This is a genomic window from Paenibacillus durus ATCC 35681 (assembly GCF_000993825.1).
Classification (GTDB): Bacteria; Bacillota; Bacilli; order Paenibacillales; family Paenibacillaceae; genus Paenibacillus_AQ; species Paenibacillus_AQ durus_B.
The window spans coordinates 2,432,523-2,454,799 of sequence record NZ_CP011114.1 but is presented as its reverse complement, the minus strand read 5'-3'; the positions used below and the strand labels follow the sequence as shown (position 1 = coordinate 2,454,799).

General features: G+C 53.4%; 23 protein-coding genes. 20 read left to right on the top strand and 3 right to left on the bottom strand.

Annotation, left to right across the window (positions count from 1 at the left end; translation table 11 throughout):
* The first annotated feature begins 103 nt into the window (after window positions 1-103).
* The 14 genes from rnz (at window position 104) to VK70_RS11175 (ending at window position 13,047) form a co-directional block, all read left to right on the top strand.
* Entirely contained in the window at window positions 104-1,039 is a 936-nt protein-coding gene (rnz, locus tag VK70_RS11235) for a ribonuclease Z (RefSeq protein WP_025697978.1), read from the top strand.
* Window positions 1,040-1,211: 172 nt separating this feature from the next.
* Entirely contained in the window at window positions 1,212-2,003 is a 792-nt protein-coding gene (locus VK70_RS11230) for an HAD-IIA family hydrolase (protein ID WP_179945330.1), read from the top strand.
* A gap of 40 nt (window positions 2,004-2,043) precedes the next feature.
* Window positions 2,044-2,859, top strand: coding sequence for an Fpg/Nei family DNA glycosylase (locus VK70_RS11225; RefSeq protein WP_025697982.1), 816 nt, complete (start codon window positions 2,044-2,046; stop codon window positions 2,857-2,859).
* Window positions 2,849-3,700, top strand: coding sequence for a deoxyribonuclease IV (locus tag VK70_RS11220; RefSeq protein WP_025697984.1), 852 nt, complete (start codon window positions 2,849-2,851; stop codon window positions 3,698-3,700). The genes VK70_RS11225 and VK70_RS11220 overlap by 11 nt, the downstream gene beginning before the upstream one ends.
* Window positions 3,701-3,719: 19 nt before the next feature.
* The gene (locus VK70_RS11215; RefSeq protein ID WP_025697986.1) at window positions 3,720-4,064 is read left to right on the top strand and encodes a cyclic-phosphate processing receiver domain-containing protein; all 345 of its coding nucleotides are present in this window, start codon (window positions 3,720-3,722) and stop codon (window positions 4,062-4,064) included.
* The gene (locus tag VK70_RS11210) at window positions 4,061-4,384 is read left to right on the top strand and encodes a thioredoxin family protein (protein WP_025697988.1); all 324 of its coding nucleotides are present in this window, start codon (window positions 4,061-4,063) and stop codon (window positions 4,382-4,384) included. The genes VK70_RS11215 and VK70_RS11210 overlap by 4 nt, the downstream gene beginning before the upstream one ends.
* Window positions 4,384-5,169, top strand: a complete 786-nt coding sequence (locus tag VK70_RS11205) for an ABC transporter ATP-binding protein (protein ID WP_025697989.1) — start codon at window positions 4,384-4,386, stop codon at window positions 5,167-5,169. The genes VK70_RS11210 and VK70_RS11205 overlap by 1 nt, the downstream gene beginning before the upstream one ends.
* A 61-nt stretch (window positions 5,170-5,230) precedes the next feature.
* Window positions 5,231-5,395: a MerR family DNA-binding transcriptional regulator gene (locus tag VK70_RS29525; protein WP_081754963.1), complete on the top strand. Its 165-nt coding sequence runs from the start codon at window positions 5,231-5,233 to the stop codon at window positions 5,393-5,395.
* On the top strand, window positions 5,392-6,504 hold the full coding sequence (locus tag VK70_RS11200) for an RNA-guided endonuclease InsQ/TnpB family protein (protein WP_025697990.1): 1,113 nt from the start codon (window positions 5,392-5,394) through the stop codon (window positions 6,502-6,504). The genes VK70_RS29525 and VK70_RS11200 overlap by 4 nt, the downstream gene beginning before the upstream one ends.
* Window positions 6,505-6,668: 164 nt before the next feature.
* Window positions 6,669-7,736, top strand: coding sequence for a 23S rRNA (cytidine(2498)-2'-O)-methyltransferase RlmM (locus VK70_RS11195; RefSeq protein WP_025697992.1), 1,068 nt, complete (start codon window positions 6,669-6,671; stop codon window positions 7,734-7,736).
* Window positions 7,737-7,848: 112 nt separating this feature from the next.
* Window positions 7,849-9,345, top strand: a complete 1,497-nt coding sequence (locus VK70_RS11190; protein ID WP_046723280.1) for a serine/threonine-protein kinase — start codon at window positions 7,849-7,851, stop codon at window positions 9,343-9,345.
* Between the two features lie 115 nt (window positions 9,346-9,460).
* Window positions 9,461-11,014, top strand: a complete 1,554-nt coding sequence (locus VK70_RS11185; RefSeq protein ID WP_046723279.1) for an ABC-F family ATP-binding cassette domain-containing protein — start codon at window positions 9,461-9,463, stop codon at window positions 11,012-11,014.
* 104 nt (window positions 11,015-11,118) lie between these two features.
* On the top strand, window positions 11,119-12,189 hold the full coding sequence (locus tag VK70_RS11180) for a ThiF family adenylyltransferase (protein ID WP_025695648.1): 1,071 nt from the start codon (window positions 11,119-11,121) through the stop codon (window positions 12,187-12,189).
* A 123-nt stretch (window positions 12,190-12,312) separates the two neighbouring features.
* Window positions 12,313-13,047 carry a winged helix-turn-helix domain-containing protein gene (locus VK70_RS11175; RefSeq protein WP_233277844.1) on the top strand — a complete coding sequence of 245 codons (735 nt, stop codon included), beginning with the start codon at window positions 12,313-12,315 and terminating at the stop codon, window positions 13,045-13,047.
* Between the two features lie 32 nt (window positions 13,048-13,079).
* Here the strand turns inward: VK70_RS11175 and VK70_RS11170 are convergent, their stop codons facing one another.
* Both VK70_RS11170 and VK70_RS11165 read right to left on the bottom strand, forming a co-directional pair.
* The gene (locus VK70_RS11170) at window positions 13,080-13,583 is read right to left on the bottom strand and encodes a C40 family peptidase (RefSeq protein ID WP_025695650.1); all 504 of its coding nucleotides are present in this window, start codon (window positions 13,581-13,583) and stop codon (window positions 13,080-13,082) included.
* Window positions 13,584-13,864: 281 nt separating this feature from the next.
* The gene (locus VK70_RS11165) at window positions 13,865-14,506 is read right to left on the bottom strand and encodes a thiamine diphosphokinase (RefSeq protein WP_025695651.1); all 642 of its coding nucleotides are present in this window, start codon (window positions 14,504-14,506) and stop codon (window positions 13,865-13,867) included.
* A gap of 180 nt (window positions 14,507-14,686) precedes the next feature.
* Here VK70_RS11165 and VK70_RS11160 point away from each other — a divergent pair, with 180 nt between their 5' ends.
* The gene (locus VK70_RS11160; RefSeq protein WP_025695652.1) at window positions 14,687-15,157 is read left to right on the top strand and encodes a low molecular weight protein-tyrosine-phosphatase; all 471 of its coding nucleotides are present in this window, start codon (window positions 14,687-14,689) and stop codon (window positions 15,155-15,157) included.
* 109 nt (window positions 15,158-15,266) lie between these two features.
* Here the strand turns inward: VK70_RS11160 and VK70_RS11155 are convergent, their stop codons facing one another.
* The gene (locus tag VK70_RS11155; protein ID WP_025695653.1) at window positions 15,267-15,998 is read right to left on the bottom strand and encodes an alpha/beta hydrolase; all 732 of its coding nucleotides are present in this window, start codon (window positions 15,996-15,998) and stop codon (window positions 15,267-15,269) included.
* Between the two features lie 268 nt (window positions 15,999-16,266).
* Between VK70_RS11155 and pdhA the strand changes: the two genes are divergently transcribed.
* The 5 genes from pdhA (at window position 16,267) to thyA (ending at window position 22,266) form a co-directional block, all read left to right on the top strand.
* The gene (pdhA, locus tag VK70_RS11150) at window positions 16,267-17,334 is read left to right on the top strand and encodes a pyruvate dehydrogenase (acetyl-transferring) E1 component subunit alpha (protein WP_025695654.1); all 1,068 of its coding nucleotides are present in this window, start codon (window positions 16,267-16,269) and stop codon (window positions 17,332-17,334) included.
* 14 nt (window positions 17,335-17,348) lie between these two features.
* The gene (locus tag VK70_RS11145; protein WP_025695655.1) at window positions 17,349-18,326 is read left to right on the top strand and encodes an alpha-ketoacid dehydrogenase subunit beta; all 978 of its coding nucleotides are present in this window, start codon (window positions 17,349-17,351) and stop codon (window positions 18,324-18,326) included.
* Between the two features lie 31 nt (window positions 18,327-18,357).
* On the top strand, window positions 18,358-19,692 hold the full coding sequence (locus VK70_RS11140; protein ID WP_046723277.1) for a dihydrolipoamide acetyltransferase family protein: 1,335 nt from the start codon (window positions 18,358-18,360) through the stop codon (window positions 19,690-19,692).
* 3 nt (window positions 19,693-19,695) lie between these two features.
* The gene (gene lpdA, locus VK70_RS11135) at window positions 19,696-21,111 is read left to right on the top strand and encodes a dihydrolipoyl dehydrogenase (protein WP_025700804.1); all 1,416 of its coding nucleotides are present in this window, start codon (window positions 19,696-19,698) and stop codon (window positions 21,109-21,111) included.
* A gap of 360 nt (window positions 21,112-21,471) precedes the next feature.
* A complete protein-coding gene (thyA, locus tag VK70_RS11130; protein ID WP_025700806.1) occupies window positions 21,472-22,266 on the top strand; it encodes a thymidylate synthase in 795 nt (264 codons plus the stop codon).
* Window positions 22,267-22,277 lie beyond the last annotated feature (11 nt).

Genomic DNA, 22,277 nt, shown 5'->3' with positions numbered 1-22,277 from the left:
ACTTCCCGTTATACCAGCCTCCCGGTTACGGGAGGCTTTTTGCTGGAAGACCGCCAGGGCTCATTTGGAAGAACAAGATTATATAGAGGGAAGGAGGAGAGAGATGGAGATTTATTTCTTGGGTACGAACGCGGGCATTCCCACCGTTCAGCGAAATGTAACCTCAGTTGTTCTGCGGCTGCTTGAGGAGCGCCGAAGCTTCTGGATGTTCGACTGCGGCGAGGGAACACAGCATCAGATTCTCCGTTCGCCGCTGCGGCTAGGCAAGCTGGAGAAGTTGTTCATTACCCATCTTCATGGCGATCATCTCTTTGGACTCCCCGGGCTGCTGAGCAGCCGGGGCTATCAGGGAGGAACCGCCCCGCTGACTGTATACGGTCCGCCGGGGCTCAAGGCTTTTCTGGATATTTCGCTGTCCGTCAGCCAATCCCGGATTCCCTACAAGCTTGAAGTGGCCGAGCATGATGGGGGGCTTCTTTTTGAGGATGAGCATTTCAAGGTGGAGTCGGCTCTGCTGGAGCACAGGATTGACAGCTACGGCTACCGTGTCACGGAAAAGGACCTTCCCGGCAGTCTCAACATCGAGCTTCTCAAAGGCTACGGTCTTAAGCCGGGGCCATTATACGGTGTGCTGAAGAGCGGCCGGGATGTGACCACGGAACAGGGAATCACGATTGCCGCCGCTGACGTCCTCAGCGAACCCAAACGCGGCCGAATCGTCACCGTTCTCGGAGATACGAGGCCCTGCGGAAATTCCATTCCGCTCGCGAGAGAAGCCGATGTGCTGATTCATGAGGCAACCTTTGCCCATGAGCTGGCCAAGATGGCCCGGGAATACCATCACAGCACGACGGTTCAGGCGGCTGAAATCGCGAAGGAGGCAAACGCCCGTAAACTGATTCTTACGCATTTCAGCTCAAGATACAGCTCACCCGAAGAGCTTGGACCACTGCTGGAAGAGGCGCGCGCTATTTTTCCGGACACGCAGCTTGCTGAGGAATTTCGGCTGTTTCCGGTGGAGCGAAAGAAGGGAAATTAAATTATTTTCCGGGAAAGCGCAGGAAGCGACACAGAACCGCCATTAAGTGCTGAAGCCGCCGCTAGTTCGATGCCGTTCGACTTTTAGTTGTTTCACAGCGAGAAAAGCATGGAGAATAATGTCTCAAATTTGATGTATTATCAAGGATAAGGCGGGGAGGAAATGAGGAGAAATGATCGATAATATACAAGGCCTGCTTCTGGATCTGGATGGTACACTGTTTCATGGGGGCATCATGATTCCGGGAGCGGATAAACTGATTGCCGGACTTAGATCGAAAGGAATCCCGTTTCTGTTCGTAACCAACAACTCGTCACGCACGCCGGCAAATGTCGCCGCTCATCTCACCGCGATGGGGATTGAAGCCCATGAGCATGAAGTCTGCACTTCTTCGCTGGCGGCGGCAAGATATATCGCTGAAGAATCTCCCGGGGCGGCCGTGGCGATACTTGGGGAAGAAGGGCTGCACCGCGCTTGCGAGGAAGAGGGGCTTCAAATCGTAACCGATTCGCCGCAGTACGTCGTCCAAGGCATTGACCGTTCTTTTACATATGATTCGCTGACCCGCGCGGCGCGCTGGATCACAGGGGGAGCGGCCTTTGTGCTAACCAATCCGGACCTGATGCTGCCCTCCGACGACGGCATGATGCCTGGGGCGGGCACACTGGGGGCGGCGATCGAAGCTGCCAGCGGTGTAAAGCCGGTGATCATCGGCAAGCCGCACCGCCATCTAATGAATTACGCCACATCGCGGCTGGGTATTGATCTCAAAGACGCCATCGTAGTCGGCGACAACATGAGAACGGACATAGCTGCCGGAGCGAATGCGGGCTGCCGGACGGTGCTTACACTGACCGGTGTGACGACGAAAGACAATCTGGAGCAGTCCAAGGAATGGATCGGGGTATCTCCGGATTTTATTTGCAGTAATCTAGCTGAACTGCGCGCCCTGCTTGGGGTATAATGGCAGAGCTGCATTTCACAATAGGAGAGGACGATGAATCATGCCGGAATTTCCGGAAATGGAGAACTACCGCAGACTGCTTTCGAAGCATATCGTTAATTTACCGATCACTGGGGTGACGGTTAACAGGGAGAAATCGATAAATGTGGAGCCGGAAGTATTTGTGGAGAGACTTGTCGGCGCACGCATCGTTTTTGTGGAACGGAGAGGAAAGCATCTGGTGTTCCATCTGCATGACGGCCGCCGGCTGCTGCTGCATCTGATGCTTGGAGGGCTGCTGTTCTACGGAACGGAGGAAGAACGTCCTGACCATAGCACGCAGGTGGAGATCGCCTTCGGCGACCGGATATTGTATTTTATGGGGCTTCGCCTTGGCTATCTGCATCTGTTATCCGTTAAGGAGACTGAGGCGGCCCTCGCCAAGCTGGGTCCCGAGCTGCTGGACCGGCGGATGAACGAAGAGCGGTTCGCTGATCTGCTGAAGGGCAGGCGCGGTGCGCTCAAAAGCCTCCTGGTGAACCAGCAGGTGTTTGCCGGAATCGGCAACTGCTATGCCGACGAAATCGCCTATGAAGCGGCGCTGCTGCCGTCCGCTCCCGTTCAGGGGCTAACGCCCGATTCGATAACCCGCTTGTACGCCGCAGTCCGTAAGGTGCTGAGCGAGGCGGCAGACATCGGGGGCTACATGGAGCTGCCTTTTATGACAGGAGATACGGTCACGGGAAGCTATAATGACAGATGCAAGGTATATGACCGCGAAGACGAAACCTGTGAACGCTGCGGAGGAACGATCGTCAAGTCGGAATTATCGAGCCGCAAGGTGTTCTACTGCCCGGATTGCCAGAATGAGCGCTAAGCCGAGGATCGGTGCGCATGTCAGCATCCGTGGCGGCTATGCTCAGGCTGCAAGAGCGGCATGGAAGAGCGGCGCGGGCTCATTTCAATATTTTCCGAAAAATCCCCGGAGCTTGCAGCTTAAGGCCGTGGATACAAGAGATGCGGGAGCTTGCGCGTCTTATTGCCGGGAAAAAGGACTGCTGTCCGTCGCCCATACGCCCTATCCCACAAATCTCGCCGCAGGCGAGACGGACTCGCCAACCAGGGAAGTGATGGTTCGGTCGCTGCTTAACGATTTGGAGATCGCCGAAGCGTGCGGATCGCTGGGGGTCATTGCGCATTTCGGGCATTTTCAGAAGCTGCCGCCGTTACAAGGCTATCAAAATATTATACAATGTATAAATGAAACGCTTCAGTCCTGGACAGGGACGGCCAAGCTGCTGATTGAGAACCAGGCGGGAAACGGCGGTTTCGAGGGAACGACACTGGAGGAACTGGTCAAGATTCGTGAACTGAGCCGCTATCCTGAAAAAATCGGTTTTTGTTTCGATACATGCCACGCTTTTGCGGCAGGCATATGGAATCCGGAGCGCAGCGGCGAGCTGCTGGAGTCGGGCTTAAGGCTGGATTACTGGCCGCATCTGGCTGCCATTCATCTCAACGATTCCCGGTATCCTTACTCCTCCAAGCGGGACAGGCATGCCGGGGTGGGCAAGGGCCTAATTGGTGAAAAAGGACTGAAGGAGCTGCTTACATCGGAGCCGCTGCTTGGCAAACCGGCCATTTTGGAGACTGAAAAAGGAGCGGACGGCACGCACAGAGATGAAATTGCGGCGGTGCTGTCATGGTTTGAAGCGTAAAAAAAGGGGCGATGAACGAATGATCCATGTATATATGGACGATTACAGGCGGGTTCCCCCAGGCTTTACGCTTGCCCGGACGACGGAGGAATGTCTGCTGCTGCTTCGCGAATGCGAGGTCGGCGTCCTCTCTCTCGACTATGATATGGGGCCCGACGACGAAACCGGGGGATACGTAGCCAAAACCATCGTTCTTGAAGCGCTGTTCCCGAGGGAGGTTTATCTGCATACCTCGAGTGCGCCGGGCAGAAAAGAAATGTTCGAGCTGCTGTATCCGGCAAGGCCGGAAGAAACGGCAGTCCATAACGGGCCGATGCCGGAGGAGAAGCTGCGCGAGATCGCTTCGGGGGCCTCTGGATCATGAAGGAAATGAAAGAACACGAACTGCTGGAGGCGATTGGCCGCAGCGGGGCTTGCCTTGCCGTGTTTCTGGAGACACCGCTGTGCGGTACATGCAAAGTGGCCCGCCGAATGATGGATGTCGCTGAACATCTGCTTCCCCGGGATTATGCGCTGGTATCGGGCAACGTTAATCTTCTCCCAAGCATCGTAAGGCAGTACCGTATTGCCAGTGTTCCGGCGCTGCTTATATTTGACGCAGACCGTGACCGTCCGCCGCGCGTCCATTATGCGTTAGATTCGGTGGAGCGTGTGCTGGAGTACATAAGGAGCGTGAATTTATAATGATTTCTTTACAGCATATTACCCTGCGCAGGGAGGAGAACCTGATCCTGGATGATGTATCGCTGGATATTAAAGAAGGCGAGAATTGGGTGATCCTCGGCCGCAACGGATCGGGCAAGACGACTTTATTGGAAATGATGACCGGCTATCTGTTCCCAAGCAGCGGCACGGTCAAGGTGCTCGGCCATACCTACGGCCAGGTTGATTTGCGCGAAGTGCGCAAGGAGATCGGCTACATCGGGCCGTCGCTTATGGAGAAATTGACGCTTCGCGATCCCGTCTGGGAGGTGGTGGCCACCGGAGCATACGCTTACTTACGCTTTTATCAGCAGATTCCCGGTGAAATTAAGGCCAAGGCGATTGCGCTGCTGGAAGACATGAATATGGGGCGTCTGGCTTATCATACCTTCGGCACGCTGTCGCAGGGAGAACGCAAGAAGGCGATGCTGGCACGCTGCCTGATGGTGGACCCGAAGCTGCTCATTATGGATGAGCCCTGCGCGGGACTGGATCTTTATGAGCGGGAGAAAATGCTGGCCGAGGTGGACAAGCTGAACCGCCGGGAGGTAACCGTCGTGTATGTCACGCATCATGTGGAGGAGATTGTGCCCTTGTTTACCCATGTTGCGCTGACCCGTGAAGGCAGACTGGCCGGGGCGGGACCGAAGAAAGAAGTGCTGACCGGTGAGATGATGCTTGCCGCCTATGAGCTTCCCGTGGAGATCGAATGGGAGGAAGAGCGTCCCTGGATAAAAATAAAACGTGGAGGTGAGATATCTGCCTAAACGATGTTTAACTTCTTTATACATCTCAAACATTGCGTTATCATGTTTATGAGGTGATATAATGAAACTTCTTCCTATAGGAAAAGTATCCAAGATGATAAGAGTAACTCCAAAAACGCTGAGAGAGTGGAACAAAACAGGAAAATTAGTACCGTACTCTATCAGTGACAGCGGGTATAGATACTACACGCAGGAACAAGGAAATAAAGGATTTGGTCGAAAATGATTCTAACGAAGAAAGTCAGAATCAGACCGGCACTTGAGCAAGAACAGCAATTATGGCGTTCTGTAGGTACTGCAAGATGGGTATACAACTGGACACTATCCAGACAAGAAGAAAACCACAAGCATGGTGGCAAGTTCTTGTCGGATGGAGACCTTCGGAAAGAGCTAACTCAGCTAAAACATACCGAAGAGTATGCTTGGCTGTGCAATGTTTCTAATAACGTAGCAAAGCAAGCCGTGAAAGATGCCTGTGATGCGTATAAGAAGATGTTTAAGGGACTTGCAAAGAAACCAAAGTTCAAGTCCAGAAAGAAATCAAGGCCATCTTTTTACAATGACACAGCTAAACTTAAGGTTAAAGATCAAGTTGTCCTGTTAGAAAAAGTGGGCTGGATGAAAACAGTGGAGCAACTTCCGATAGGTGTTTCTTATAGCAACCCACGTGTTACTTTTGATGGTAAGTACTGGTACCTGTCTGTCGGGATCAACCAGGAACAGGTGCAACAAAAATTAACAGACGAAGTCGTAGGCATTGATGTAGGTGTAAAAGAATTGGCAGTGTGTAGTAACGGTATGGTGTTTAAGAACATCAACAAGTCTGCTGCCGTAAGAAAGACGGAGAAACGTTTGCGTAGGTTGCAACGTAAAGTTTCCCGCAAATATGAGATGAACAAGGAGGGAAGCCGTTTTGTCAAGACAAGCAACATTGTAAAAGTCGAAAAGTCCATTCGTTTGCTTCATCGGAGATTAACGAATATCCGTACCAATCACATTCACCAAGCTACAAGTGCAGTCGCGAAAACCAAGCCACGCGCCGTAGTGATGGAAACTTTGAATGTAAGCGGGATGATGAAGAACCGTCACTTGAGTCAAGCGATTGCTAACCAAAAGCTAAATGAGTTCATTCGCCAAATGAAATATAAGTGCGAAAAGAGGGGTGCAACGTTTATGCAAGCGGATCGATGGTTCCCGTCGTCAAAATGTTGTTCAGGTTGCGGACAGGTCAAGACCCATTTAAAGTTATCTGACCGCATCTATGAATGTGATTGCGGATTAAAGATTGATCGTGACTTGAACGCGGCAATCAACCTAGCCCAATTGGCCGTGTAGCATCTTAAAGCTTACGCCAATGTGTAGGATTCGTTGCATCCGAATTTACGCCTGTAGAGTGTTATACCAAACGTAAGTAGCTTCGGCAAAAGCGGGCACGTTGAAGCAGGAAGCAAACAAGAGTTGTGTAGACTTGTACAATCTCTTGGCAACGGTTCATCCATTTGAACGAGCTTAAGCCCAGCTTAGAACAAAATCCGTCTCCTTCGGTAAGCGAGACGGTTTCAAGATACATTTGTACCGCCAATCACGGCTTTGCCCCCTATGCCCAGGAGGAACTGCGGCGCCAGTTCGGCTCGGTCAGGAGTACACTGCTGCTGCCGGGAGAAGTCTTCTTGGCTACGCTTCACGCGGAGCCGGAAGAGGTCGCGCGGCGACTATCGGAGAACCCGCCGATATTTCTGCGCCATATTCAGCCGGTTCAGCTGCAGGATGAAGGCGGAAGCGAAGCGCTGGAGCGGCTGGCGGTCTATTTAAGCCGCCGGAGCGAGCTTCAAGGGGAGCGGATCGCCGTTCAGGTGCGCAAGACTGAGGATTCGTTCTGGAGCGACAGCCCGGGAGAACTGCGGGAATGGCTTCAGGCCAAGCTTGAAGGCGCCGCAGCCGAATTTACCGTGCAGAGCCCGGCTTGGATCGTCTCGGTCTATGCGGCCTCGAACGCGCTGTACGCCGGGGTTTCCCGTCCCGAGGACAATTTAAGCGATTGGAACGGCGGAGCGATCCGCTTCCGCCGCGAGGACGGCCAAATTTCGCGGGCAAAGTTCAAGCTGATGGAAGCGGAGAAGGAATTCGGCATTCCGTTCAGCAGTTTCCGGCGAGCGCTCGATATCGGGGCGGCGCCCGGCGGCTGGACGTCGTTTCTGCTAGAACGGGGCCTTCAGGTGACAGCGGTTGATCCGGCGAGAATGCATGAATCGCTACAAGATCATCCTGCCCTTAAGGTGCTGCGCAAAAACGCCGGGGAGGTCAAATTCAAGGAAAATGAATTCGATCTGCTCGTCTGCGATATGAGCTGGAGTCCGAAGCTGATGGCCAAGCTTGTAACGGGACTGCTGTACAGCCTGGCGCCCGGAGGAACCGCAGTCGTCACCGTGAAGCTGATGTATAAGAAGCCGCTGGCGCTGATCAAAGAGATTATGGCCATGTTTGAAGCCGAGCGAATGCAGATTCAGCGGGCCAAGCAGCTGTTCCATAACCGGGACGAAATAACGCTTTATATGATTAAATATTAATGGCATGACCTATAGATTTTTCCGGGAAAGCATCCCGCTGAAGTGAACCGCTAAAATGCGGCTTACAGCAGCGGGATGTTTTTTACTAAATATGAAGTTGGAGGGAAAGAAAATGCGCTATAAATCAAAGCTGAAGCCTGGGCAGATCTTGGGCGGCCGATACGTGATTGCGGGTATCATCGGCTCGGGAGGAAGCAGCCATGTGCATTTGAGCGAGGATTTGCGTCTGCCCGGCAAGCGCTGGGCGGTTAAAGAATGTGTAGCGGAAAATCAAGATTATGGAAATGTACAAGCCGAAGCGGAGCTGCTGATCAGCCTGGATCATAGAAGACTTCCCAGAGTCGTCGATTTTTTTCCGCCGGATGAAGACGGATACGCTTATCTTGTAATGGACTACATCGAAGGCGTGACGCTGAACCGTTATATGGATTCCTTGGGCGGAACTATTCCGAGGGAGACTTTGCTCCTGTTCGCCAAGCAGCTGCTGGAGGTGCTGCAATACCTTCATGAGCATCGTCCGCCTATCGTCTACCGCGACCTGAAGCCATCGAACATTATGCTGGCTCCGGAGAAAGGGCTGATGCTGATCGATTTCGGGATCGCCCGCAGGCACAGGGGCGGAGTGGGAGAAGATACGGTTAAGCTAGGCACGGTCGGTTTTGCCGCGCCGGAGCAGTACGGGAGTGGCCAGAGCGATCACCGCTCCGATCTGTACGGATTGGGGGCGCTGCTGCTGTACTTGGCTACCGGAGGCAAATACAGCGAGTGGGCCGCTGGAATGGAACGCAGGCTTGACGGCCGCGCACCGGAAATTCTGATCCCCGTGCTGCGGCGGCTGCTCCGGCCAAGGCCGGAGGATCGCTATGGCAGCGCGGAAGAGGTGCTTCGGGTGCTTGAAGATGTCAAAGCGGGCTTATCCGCCGGGTTGCGGCAGCAAGTGTTGACGCGAACAACGCTGCCTGCCAAGAGCAAGGCGCATATCGTAACGCTGATGGGAACGGCTTCCGGCATCGGCGTCACACACACGTCGCTGGCGGCTGCACGTCTACTGAGCCGTTGCGGTCCGGCAGCTTGGGTCGATTATGCTCCCGATTCGCCTGTCTACGGGCGGATAAGGTCATTAGCCGCAGCTTCCGGCAGGTCTATCCCATCCGAAGAGAAGCAAGGCCCTCTAGAGGTAAACGGCATTCATTGCTGGCGACGTCCGGAGGATGGCAGGCTGAAAGAGCTTGCAGCCCGCTACCGATACGTTGTCCTTGATATGGGCAGCGGGGGGTATGAGGGAGCGGAAGCTGAATTCGCCAGCGGCGACATTCCCCTGCTGCTTGCTTCGGGGGCGGATTGGCGAATGGAGGAGACGCTGCATTGGCTCCGCCGCAGCGGCTGGCGGCAGGATAGCCGCTGGAAGATCGGTCTTCCGCTGGCGGAAGTCCATGCCGCCGAACTGCTAAAGCGGACGCTGGGGGTCCGGGAAGTGTACGCGCTGCCATTTCAGCCCGATCCCCTTGCAAGCGGCGGAAGCATGGAAGCCGAGCTTCGGAAGCTGCTCGCCGGCCTATTGGAAAAAGGTGGAGGATGGAAAAAAGGGCGCTTTTTTCAGCGCAAATGAAAAGAAATGTAAACATTTATATTTCGGAAAACGGGATTTTTATGCTAAAATTAATCGTTGTATGCCCTGCGGAATATTCATGATTTTAAATATAGATAGGAGCTTGCGTGAATTTATGAGTTTACTTACTGTAGAAGACGTTGCCCACAATTTTGGGGACCGTCAGCTGTTCAAGAATGTATCGTTCCGGCTGCTCGCAGGAGAGCATGTCGGTCTAGTTGGAGCGAATGGCGTCGGCAAATCGACGCTGATGAATATATTGACGGGCAAGCTGCTGAAGGACAGCGGCAAGGTGGAATGGACCCCGAAGGTCCGCTATGGCTACCTTGATCAGCACACCGTTCTGACGCCGGGCAAGACGATCCGCGATGTGCTGAAGGACGCGTTCCTGCCGCTGCTTGAATTGGAACAGGAAATGATGGGCATTACCGAGAAAATGGCTGACGCCTCGCCTGAAGAGCTGGAGCTCTTGCTTGAGCAGATGGGCGAAATTCAGGAGCAGCTTGATATTGGCGATTTCTACTTGATCGACGTTAAGGTGGAGGAGATGGGCAACGGTCTCGGACTGTCCGCGATCGGACTGGATCGGGACGTGGCGAGCCTTAGCGGCGGACAACGGACGAAAGTGCTGCTGGCCAAGCTGCTGCTGGAGAAGCCGAACGTGCTGCTGCTTGACGAGCCGACCAACTATCTCGACGTGGAGCATATCGAATGGCTGACCAATTATTTGAAGCAATATCCGTATGCATTCATGCTGATTTCACATGATACGGAGTTCATGAGCAAGGTTGTCGATGTCGTCTATCATCTGGAATTTGCGAAGCTGACCCGCTATACGGCCAATTATGAGAAGTTCCTGGATATGGCGTACATCAATAAGACGCAGCACATCGAAGCGTATGAGAAGCAGCAGGAATTTATCAAAAAGCAAGAGGATTTCATCCAACGGAACAAGGCGCGGTACTCGACGTCGGGACGGGCGAAGAGCCGGGAGAAGCAGCTTGATCGTCTGGAGCGGATCGACAAGCCGGAAGAAGCCGTCAAGCCTACGTTCCAGTTCAAGGAAAGCCGGGCAAGCGGCAAGACGGTATTTGAAGGCATCGACTTCGAAATCGGTTATGACCGCCCGCTGCTGCCCAAGCTGAACATGACGATTGAACGCGGCGACAAGATCGCTATCGTCGGCTGCAACGGAGTCGGCAAATCGACGCTGCTGAAGACGATTTTGGGCGTTATTCCGCCGCTGAGCGGGAAGACCTACCGGGGCGACTTCCTGCATCCCGCTTATTTCCAGCAGGAGGTTAAGGCTGGCAACATTACGCCGATCGACGATGTCTGGAATGAGTTCTCGAGTCTGAATCAGCATGAAGTACGGGCGCATCTGGCGCGCTGCGGCCTGAAGAACGAGCATATTACCCGTCCGCTGAACATGCTGAGCGGCGGAGAGCAGGCAAAGGTCCGGCTGTGCAAACTGCTGATGCGCGAGAGCAACTGGGTTCTGTTCGACGAACCGACGAATCACCTGGACGTTGTGGCGAAGGATGAGCTGAAGCGGGCGCTCAAGGAGTATAAAGGCACCGTTCTGCTCGTTTCCCACGAACCCGATTTCTACGAAGATTGGGTAACCAAGACGTGGAACGTGGAGCAGTGGTCCACACAATCCGTCTAGCACTCGCTAAAGCTTTTGCCCAGAATTTAAACTTTAAGTCCGGGAGACGGCGACAGGGCGCCGTGTTTCCCGGACTTTTGAATATAGGAAGGGGACATACCGGGATGGAGAAAGATCAAGATAAAGAAAATACGGCTTCCTCAGCCGCCGGCAGAGAAGGGCGATACTCCCGCCAGGTGCGGTTTGCGCCGTTCGGCGCGGAAGGCCAGCGGAAGCTGGCGGAATCGAGCGTGCTCGTCGTTGGAGCGGGAGCGCTCGGAACGGGCATTGCCGAGACGCTGGTCCGCTGCGGAGTCGGACGAGTTGTCATTGCCGACCGGGATTATGTGGAATGGAGCAATCTGCAGCGCCAGCAATTGTACACGGAAGAAGACGCCGAGCGCCATATACCGAAAGCGGCGGCGGCCAAAGCAAGGCTGTCGGCGATTAACTCCGAAGTGACGGTGGAGAGTCATATTATGGACGTTCGCGCGGAGGAGCTGGAGGCTCTCGTACCGGGAATCGATCTCATTATGGACGGTACGGATAATTTCGATACCCGGCTCATTCTCAACGACATAGCGCAGAAGCATGGCATTCCATGGATTTACGGCGCATGTGTGGCTAGCTACGGCGTTACTTATACCTTTATTCCCGGCGAGACACCCTGCCTTAACTGCCTGCTTGGCACCGTTCCGCTTGGCGGAGACACCTGCGATACGGCGGGTATTCTGCCGCAGGCCGTACAGATGGTTACGTCGAACGCGACCGCCGAGGCGCTTAAGCTGCTGGGCGGGCGCAAGGAGCAGCTCCGCCGGAAGCTGATGACATTTGACATCTGGCGAAATGAGTACCAGGAAATCGGCGTCGGAGCGGCCCGCAAGGAGCATTGCCCTTCATGCGGCAAAGATCCGGTATATCCGTATCTGTCTGCGGCGAATACGGAGCGCAGCGACGTGCTCTGCGGGCGGAATACGGTGCAGATTCGTCCTGCGGTCCGAAGCTCGATCTCGCTTCCCGACACCGCGAACAGATTGTCCAGGCTGGGACTGGGCAAGGTGGACATCAATCCGTATCTCGTCTCCTTCAATGACGGAGATTACCGGGTCGTCGTATTTGGAGACGGGAGAGCGCTTGTTCACGGAACGAATGATATATCGGCGGCGAGGAGCGTCTATCACCGGTACTTTGGATAATAAGCAAACACGGCCATCCGCTAAGGAATGGCCGTTTTATTTTAGGGAAATCTAGACCTATGCAGCGCCGGATTTCTGTGCAGGCATAGCCGCCGGCGGATATGGGGGATTTCCGTGGATGAGATGATGATTTGGTTCTTCCCTGTAGGGAAGGAGGGAAGCAATTTTCTAGACACAACGCAGGAACGGGTTAGCGAACGGGTGGTAATCGAACGCGCGCTCCATGATACGGGACTAACCGTAGTGGAAACTTCGGATGCGGAGAGCCTTAAAGACCGCCTTGGGCAGCAGGACGCCGCGTTGCTCATAGCGGAAATCCGGGATGCCGGGCGATGGGAAGGCTGGAATACGGTAGCAAGCCTCCGGGAGAACGGCAAATATCTCCCTGTACTGGTCATTTCCGGCCAGCAGGGCGGAGATGCCGCCGAAGCCGCATTCAAGTCGGGAGCCAACGATTATATGGCTTATCCGCTGCATCCGGGCGAGCTTCGGTGCCGAATCGAGAATCTATTGACGCTGACGAGCAGGAGGCGAGCGAGCGGCACGCTTAAACTTGACGGTCTGACGCTTGAGCCGTCCCGGCGGCGGGCCGTCCGCGACGGCAAGGATTTGAAGCTGACCGCCAAAGAATTCGCGCTCCTCTATTACCTGGTCGCCAACAGCGGCGAGATTTGCTCCCGGGAAAATATTTTGCGCCACGTATGGGGATACCATTTTCACACCGACACCAATGTGACGGACGTATATATCCGCCATCTCAGGTTAAAGGTGGACAAGGGCTACCGCCAGAAGCTGATTCATACGGTGCGCGGCGCCGGTTATGTAGTAAAGGCGCCGGAAATGGCGCCATATACGTAAGCTTATACGGTTAGATAGCAGGTAGCGATCAATTACAGAACGCGGCGTGCTTTCAGATACGTTCTTTTCCAGTTGCCGGAGTTCAGGTCGGAAATCGTGACACCCGGTGAGCCGTAGGTGTGCAGAATTTTTCCGCCCCCAGCGTAAACCGCTACGTGAGTAACGTTACTGCCGTTAGCACGGCTGCCGCTGGAGAAGAACACGAGATCGCCTACGCGGAGATCGGATTTGGAGACGGCTCGGCCCACTTTGGATTGTTTTACCGAAGTGCGGGGCAGGTCGATGCCGTATTTGCCGAAAATATATTTGGTAAAGGACGAGCAGTCGAAGTATTTGGTCGTCTTTGTGGTAACACCGAATTTATAAGGGGTTCCCATATATTGTTTGCCTAAGTTGACAATTTGATCACCTTTTGCCGACACCGATGCGGCTTGCGCGGTCGGTGTTGCTTCTCCGCTAGCCATGACTCCGCCAAATCCGATGGCTGTACATACCCCGACAACTAGTGCTTTTTGTATAAGTGTTGCTTTATTCATGTAATCGTACCTCCAAAGATGTTTGTCCAAGTTGATGTCTTGGCTAGTTCGTAGTATAACAGCTTTGAAACCGCCTAAAATTTGGATGGATGGTCTCAAAGTCATAGAGGGCCGAAAGTGTAAGCGTTATATTAAAATTGCATTAAAAGTTACAGAAAATTAATCTTTACAAATTCCTATCCATAGAAAAAGGCGGATAAACCCTTGTGGATAAAGGGAATCCGCCATTCGAGAATGAAGATTAAAGTTACAAAAATGACTTAAATTTTACATACTTCAACTTAGTCGTTACTCTGAATAATAAGCAGAAGTCCGCTCAGGATCGTAACGGTCCCTGTGGGTGAGACCAGCCGGTTGCTTATCCCCAGAGATTGGCCAAGCTTAAGCGTAGCGTCGGTTAATGGATACTGAAAGCCCTCCAGTGTAATCCCGGTGACTTCTGGAGTCACGGGCAGCAGGGAAACATAAGTATAGCCCCGATCCTGTATAGTGGCCTGGGAGCCGGTAATGGTGACATAATTGTTGAGATCCATGGCCGAGCAGCGGATTTGGCGCTGAAGCACCCGAGTCATCATCTGGATGCTGGCCAGGGTATGGTCAAGCCGTGTGCCGGTAACACCGAAGAGCAAAATGTCCTCCGGCTGCTGTTCAAGAGCAAGATCCAGGGCAAGCTCGCTGTCGGTTAAATCTTTATCAACGGGGTCGCAGGCAATCACTCTTGGGACTTGTTCTTCAATCCGCTTGAACTCTTCCAGAGTGATGGAGTCGAAATCGCCTACGGCAATATCGGGAATAACGCCGTGACTGACAAGAAAGAGCGCACCGCGATCAGCGCCGATAATGAAATCTTCTTTGTCCAGTTCCCGCAAAAACTGCTCGGACAGCTCTCCGCCGGCAAAAATAACGGTTCTGCGCGCTGGCATCACAAACCTCCTTCCGCTTTGATGCAAAATTTTTGTAATCCTGACCTAGTATAAAGCACAATGAACGGTTGTACAATTGCCGGTGGCGAAGATAAAATGGGTAAGGTACCTCTTTAGGTTCAACAGGTGAAGGTTACGAAAGAGGCCCGAAAAAGCTGTAATAATCAGGGGGTAGGAACGATGCTGCATGTGCTGTTTGTCTGCCTGGGGAATATTTGCCGTTCTCCAATGGCGGAAGCAGTTCTAAGGAACAAGATCGTGAAGGAAGGCTTGGGGCAAAAGATATCCGTGGATTCCGCCGGTACCGGCGACTGGCATATCGGAAAACCGCCGCATGAGGGGACAAGACGGATGCTGGACCTGAATGGCATCAGCTATGAAGGAATGGCCGCGAGAAGAGTGAGCAGCGAAGACTTCGGCAAATTCGACTATATCATCTGCATGGACAACTCGAACGGGGCCAACGTTCGCAAACTGCCCGGAGGACAGGATGCGAAGCTCATGTACTTTATGGAATTACTGCCGGACAATGAGCATAAGGAAGTGCCGGACCCCTATTTTACAGGCAACTTTGAAGAGGTGTATGAACTGGTCGATGCGGGCTGCGGGGTTTTGCTGGACAAGCTGAAACAAGATCTGTCATTAAAGTAGAGAAGAGGGCTATGGTTCTCTTCCTTTGCCCTCTTATGAAAGCGCAATCATCGGGCCGGTAGAATAAATTGTTAGAATTTGTTCACTATTTTGGGCATTCAAGTCCTGTTCAGATGGTTAAAAAATACAATAGCGATTCCGGCAGCTCCTTCTGCCAAAAGCCCCACAAATGGCGTCCGTCCTTCTCCCGGTAATCCACCTTGGCGCCGCGTTCTTCAAGCAGCTTCTTCGCATCCCGGTTGAGCTGCACAAAATCATAGACGCCCGTGTCGGTCTCATAATCTCTTTCCTGGAGGCCCACGACCATGTTGATCTCAAGCCACGAAAGATCGGTTTCGTCCTCAATCCATTCCAGTGTGAGAGGATAGAACGCGCCTGAAAGGCTGAGAATGCGGGTGAACAGCTCAGGGTAACGGAGGGCGAGGTGGAGCGAGACGCTTCCCCCAAGCGAGTCTCCGGCAACGATCCGTTCGTTCGGCGAGCGGCGGACCGGATAATTTTGCTCAACATAGGGGATAATTTCTTCGGCAAAGCAGGCAAGGTACTGGTCGAACCGGGTGCCAAAAGGCGCATATTCCTGGGTTCTGACGGCAACGTTCACTTCGACCCCGACAATGATGAAAGGCTCTGCGCCTTCTTCGAGAATCAGCTTGCCCGCTATGGTGGCGATTCGGCCGAAGTTAAAAAACTCCTCCCCGTCCTGGCAGTAGACTACGGGATAGCTGAGCAGCTCGTTATAGCCTGGAGGAAGATATATGCGCAGCTTGCGTTCCTCTTGCAGGCTTTCACTCCAAAGGGTATGTTTTACAATTGTACGTTTCAGAAAAACAGAATCATCCATGTTTCATCAGGCACCTTTCCTGTCGGATTTTGCAATGCTTGCGGTAATGAGTTAATATCAACTTTGTGGCAAAAATCATTTACACATTGAAAAACTGCATTTCTGTTATATTAAAAATACAGTCCTGTTATACATACAAAGTTTACGTGAGTATAAATTTTATGCGTAATTCTTTGACGAAATTAACGAAACAGGTGTATAATAATTCTATAACAGAGGCAGATAATATTCAAATTGTTATTCAAATTTTTTTGCTGAGGTGAAGATAATGAGTAAAGTTCCTTACGAGGTATATACAGAGGACGTAGAGGCTCTTACGGTCCTTTCTCCGGCTGGAGAAGTGATCAATAAAGATAAAATGCCCGCTCTTACCGATGATCAATTAAAAGAAATAGCTTACCGCATGATTTTCACCCGTACTTGGGATGATCGTGCCGTTAACCTGGGCCGCCAAGGCCGCCTCGGCTTCTACGCCCCGACTTCCGGACAGGAAGCGACAATGGTCGGCAGTGAATTCGCTCTTGAGAAGGAGGACTTCATCTGCCCGGGCTACCGCGATATTCCGCAGCTTGTCTGGCATGGTCTGCCTCTTCATCAGGCGTTCCTGTACTCCCGCGGCCATCAGCACGGCGGTGAAATCCCTGAGGATGTCAGCGTGCTGCCTCCGCAGATCATCATTGGCGCTCAAATTCTGCATGCCACAGGCATTGCCATGGGCTTTAAATTGAAGAATCAGAAGAATGTCGCTATTACCTACACCGGGGACGGAGGCTCCTCTGAAGGCGATTTCTACGAAGGTCTTAACTTTGCGGGACGCTTCAAGCTGCCGGTCATTTTCTTTGTGCAAAATAACGGCTACGCCATCACAACGCCGTTCGCCAAGCAAACCGCTTCCAAGTCGATCGCCCATAAAGCGGTTGCTGCCGGCATTACCGGCGTGAAAGTGGACGGAATGGATATTTTTGCGGTCATTCAAGCGGTTAGAGAAGCCGCCGAACGCGCCCGGAATGGAGAAGGGCCTACCCTGATCGAAGCCGTTACGTACCGTTTCCGTCCGCACTCCCTGTCCGACGACGCGAGCAAATATCGCACCAAAGAAGAAGAAGGCGAGTGGAACGAGAAAGACCCGATCGCCCGTGTGGTTAAATATTTGGAGTCCAAAGGCCTGTGGAGCGACGAAGATACGCAGCGCGTGAAGGACGAAGCGAAGGCGAAAGTGAACGAAGAAATCAAGCTTGCGGAAAAAACCGAAAAAATGACGATCTCCGGCCTGATCGACAGTATGTTCGAAACGACGCCGAAAGATCTTGAAGAGCAAAAAGCCGATTTTGAATAAGGAGGATACTGGCTATGGCACAAATGAATATGAAAGAAGCGATTCGCGACGCGATGCGCGTCGAATTAAAACGTGATCCGAACGTCCTGATCTTCGGCGAAGACGTCGGCCATGTAGGCGGCGTATTCCGGGCGACAGAAGGATTGCAGGGCGAGTTCGGCGAGGAGCGCGTATTCGATACGCCGCTGGCTGAATCCGCTATCGGCGGTCTTGCTGTGGGCCTTGGCGTACAAGGTTTCCGGCCGATTGCCGAGATCCAGTTCGTCGGCTTTATTTTTGAAGCGCTGGACCAAATGGTTATACAGGCGGCCCGTCTGCGCTACCGCACCGGCGGCAAATACAACGCTCCAATCGTCTTCCGCACCCCGTTTGGCGGCGGCGTCAAGGCGGCTGAGCTGCACACCGACTCCCTGGAAGGCCTGATCGCTCAGAGCCCCGGCATCAAGGTTGTCGTTCCTTCCAACCCTTATGACGCGAAGGGACTGCTGATCGCGGCTATCCGCGACAATGACCCGGTATTTTTCATGGAGCATTTGAACCTGTACCATGCTTTCCGCACAGAGGTTCCGGAAGGCGACTATACGGTTGAAATCGGCAAGGCCAACGTCGTCCGCGAAGGCTCCGATGTTACGATTATCGCTTACGGCTTGATGGTACATACGGCCACCAAGGCTGCAGATGAACTTGAGAAGAGCGGCATCAAAGCTGAAATCATTGACCTGCGCACCGTCAGCCCGATCGACATCGATACGATTGTGGAATCCGTGAAGAAGACGAACCGCGCCATTGTGGTGCAGGAAGCGCAAAAGAGCGCCGGTGTCGCCGCCGAAGTCATTGCGCAGATCAACGAAAAGGCGATTCTCCATCTCGAAGCCCCCGTTCTGCGGATCGCAGGACCGGACACGGTATATCCGTTCGCCCAAATCGAAGACACCTGGCTGCCAAATCCCGCCCGCATCATTGCCGGCGTGAAGAAAGTTCTGGAATTTTAATCGTTATTTCTCATAGAGGAGGTTTTCGATCGTGACAAAATTCAATTACCCGTTCCCCGAGCTGGGCGAAGGCCTGCACGAAGGCGAAATCATCAAGATGCACATCAAGGCCGGGGATAAAGTAACCGACGAAGACATTATTATGGAAGTGCAGAACGACAAGGCGGTCGTCGAAGTTCCGTGTCCCGTTAACGGAACCGTTCTGGAAGTGTTGGCCAAGGACGGCGACGTGTTCCGCGTAGGCCAGACTGTTGCCGTTATCGACGCCGAAGGCGACATTCCGGAGCAGGAAGGCGGACATGCCGAGGAGCAGAGCGCGCAGGAAGCCGATTCGGCCAAAGGCAGTGCGGACACCGCTTCGTCTCCGGCTGCAGCCAGTCCAGCGGACGCAAAAGCAGGCGAAGCCGGCGGCGCGGAAGCCGTTCCGGCGCCGGACCGCGACGTTCTGGCTACGCCGAGCGTGCGCAAATTCGCCCGTGACAACAGCGTGGACATTTCTAAAGTGAATGGCAGCGGCAAAAACGGTAAAATCACCCGCGAGGACGTCGAAGCGTTCCTGAGCGGCGGTCAAGCAGCAGCTCCGGCAGCAGTGGAAGCGGCCTCCGAAGCGGCGCCAGCAGAGAAGGCGGCGGCTCCGGCGGCAGCAGCTGCCGGCAATGTGAGCCTTGAGGAAGAGCGCGTACCGTTCAAGGGTATCCGCAAAGCGATTGCGAACGCCATGGTTAAATCGGCTTATACCGCTCCGCACGTAACGATTATGGACGAAGTGGATGTAACCGAGCTGGTTGCTTTCCGCACACGCATGAAGCCTCTCGCCGAGAAGAAGGGTGTGAAGGTAACCTACCTTCCGTTCATCGTCAAAGCGCTTGTAGCGGCTTCCCGTCAGTTCCCGGCGCTTAATGCCACCATTGACGAAGAAGCGAATGAAATTGTGTACAAGAAATACTACAACATTGGTATTGCAACCGATACGGAGAACGGCCTGATCGTTCCGGTCATCAAGGATGCCGACCGCAAGAGCATCTGGATGATCGCCTCGGCGATCAGCGACCTGGCTGCACGCGGCCGTGAAGGCAAGCTGAGCCCGAACGAAATGAAGGGCAGCACGATTTCCATCACGAACATCGGCTCCGCCGGCGGTATGTTCTTTACGCCGATCATCAACTTCCCTGAAGTGGCTATTCTCGGAACGGGCCGCATCAGCGAGAAGCCGGTGGTGAAGAACGGAGAGATCGTAGCCGCTCCGGTTATGGCTCTGTCCTTAAGCTTCGACCATCGCATTATCGACGGCGCAACCGCGCAGAACTTTATGAACTACATTAAATCGCTGCTCGCAAATCCGGAGCTGCTGGTTATGGAGGTGTAATATATGGTAGTGGGAGACGCTTCACTCGATATTGATACATTGGTTATTGGTGCAGGTCCGGGCGGATATGTGGCAGCCATCCGGGCTGCCCAGCTTGGACAAAAAGTTCTCATCGTGGATAAATCCGAAGTCGGCGGCGTATGTCTGAATCGTGGGTGTATCCCGTCCAAAGCACTGATTTCGGCGGCTCACCAGTATGAATCCGCCAAGCACGGCGAAGCGTTCGGCATTAGCGCCGAGAACGTGAAGGTGGATTTCACCAAGACGCAGGAGTTTAAGACCAGCGTCGTCAAGAAGCTGACCGGCGGCGTCGCCAGTCTGCTGAAGGGCAACAAGGTTGAAATCTTCAACGGTGAATGCATGTTCATCAGCACAACGGAAGCGCGCGTATTCAACGACCATGAATCCCCGCGCTACCGCTTCAAGAACTGCATTATCGCGACCGGCTCCCGTCCGATCGAGCTTAAGCCTTTCCCGTTCGGCGGACGCATTCTGTCCTCCACCGAGGCGCTGGAGCTGCCGGAAATTCCGAAGAGCCTGATCGTCATCGGCGGCGGCTACATCGGCGCGGAGCTCGGTCAAATGTACTCCAAGTTCGGCACCAAAGTTACGATTATCGAAGGTATGGATACCGTACTGCCTGGCTTCGATAAAGACATGACCCGTCTTGTAGCCAAGAGCATGGCGAAGACCGGCATTGAGATCGTGACGAATGCCAAAGCGGAAAGCGCGGTGCAGACTGACAAGGACGTTACCGTGAAATACTCCGTTGGCGGCGAGTCCAAGGAAGTAACGGCTGAATACCTGCTCGTAACCGTAGGCCGCCGTCCGAACACGGATGGAGAGCTGGGACTTGACCTGATCGGCGTCGAGCTGGATGAGCGCGGGCTGATCAAGGTTGACCATCAGGGCCGCACCAACATTCCGAACATCTTCGCCATCGGCGATGTCGTTCCTGGACTTGCACTGGCCCACAAAGCTTCCTACGAGGGCAAAATTGCCGCTGAAGCGATTGCGGGACATAAATCCGCTGTCGACTACAAAGTGATTCCGGCCGTCGTGTTCACCGATCCGGAATGCTCCAGCGTCGGCCTGACGGAGAAAGAAGCGAAGGACAAAGGCTTCAAAGTCAAATCCGGCAAATTCCCGTTTGCGGGCAACGGCCGCGCCCTGTCCCTGAACAATCCGGACGGCTTCATCAAGATTGTCGCCAACGAAGAGAACAACATCGTGCTGGGCGCGCAAATCGTCGGCATCGAAGCTTCCAACCTGATCGCCGAGCTTGGTCTGGCTATCGAAATGGGCGCTACGCTTGAAGATATCTCGCTGACCATTCACGGCCACCCGACACTGGGCGAAGTCGTAATGGAAGCGGCGGAACTGGTCGAAGGACACCCGATTCACGTGCTGACCCGCTAATTATACGAACGAGAAAGCTTGCATAAGCAAGCTTGCAGAACAGGGCGAAGACGCATAAGCGTTTTCGTCCTTTTTTCTAGAAATATAAGACTTTATAAGCTGCGCACCTATCGTTTGGTCTTATATTTTTACGAGAAACGTACCCGCGTCTTAAAAAGACGACGTCAGGCGTTTTTTCTGAATAGCGCCTGCTGTCTGCTTTCTATTTCTGCGTGAAACGGTCGCCGCTCTGGAAGAATGGAGAAGCTGTTGCCGCTTATACACGGCGGATGATGTCCTTTTCTATAGTTTGGTATGTTACATGGGGACGTAAGTCATGGTAGAATTAGAAGAGAATATGAATGGAGGAGCGTTGAAGGCTTGCGTAAATATTTAGATCTGCTGCAGGATGTATTGGATCATGGCACCCGCAAGAGCGACCGTACGGGAACGGGGACGATATCCGTATTCGGCCGTCAGTTGCGGTTCGATCTATCGGAAGGATTTCCGCTGATGACAACCAAACGGATTCATCTGAAATCGGTGGTGCACGAGCTTCTTTGGTTTCTGAAAGGCGAAACGAATATCGCTTATTTGAAAGAAAATGGCGTTACCATATGGGACGAATGGGCGGATGAGAACGGAGAACTGGGACCGGTATACGGCTCACAGTGGCGTGCATGGGAAAGCGCGGATGGACGCCAGATCGACCAGATTTCAAGCGTGATCGAATCGATCAAGAACAACCCGGATTCACGCAGGCATATCGTAAGCGCCTGGAATGTGGGCGAGATTGACCAAATGAAGCTGCCGCCCTGCCACTTCGTCTTTCAGTTTTATGTAGCGGACGGCAAGCTGTCCTGCATGCTGACGATGCGGTCGGTGGATACATTTCTCGGACTGCCGTTCAATATTGCCAGCTACGCTTTGCTGACGCATATGGTTGCCCAGCAGACAGGGCTAGAGCCGGGAGAGTTTATTTGGTCCGGCGGGGATGTGCACATTTATACAAATCATCTGGAGCAGGTGGCGACTCAGCTGTCGAGGGAGCCTTACGAGCTGCCCAAGCTTGTTATCCGCCGAAAACCGGATAGCATCTTCGACTATACTTTCGAGGATTTTGAGTTTGAAGGATACCGCTACCATCCGGGCATCAAAGCGCCTATCGCCGTATAGCAGACATACCA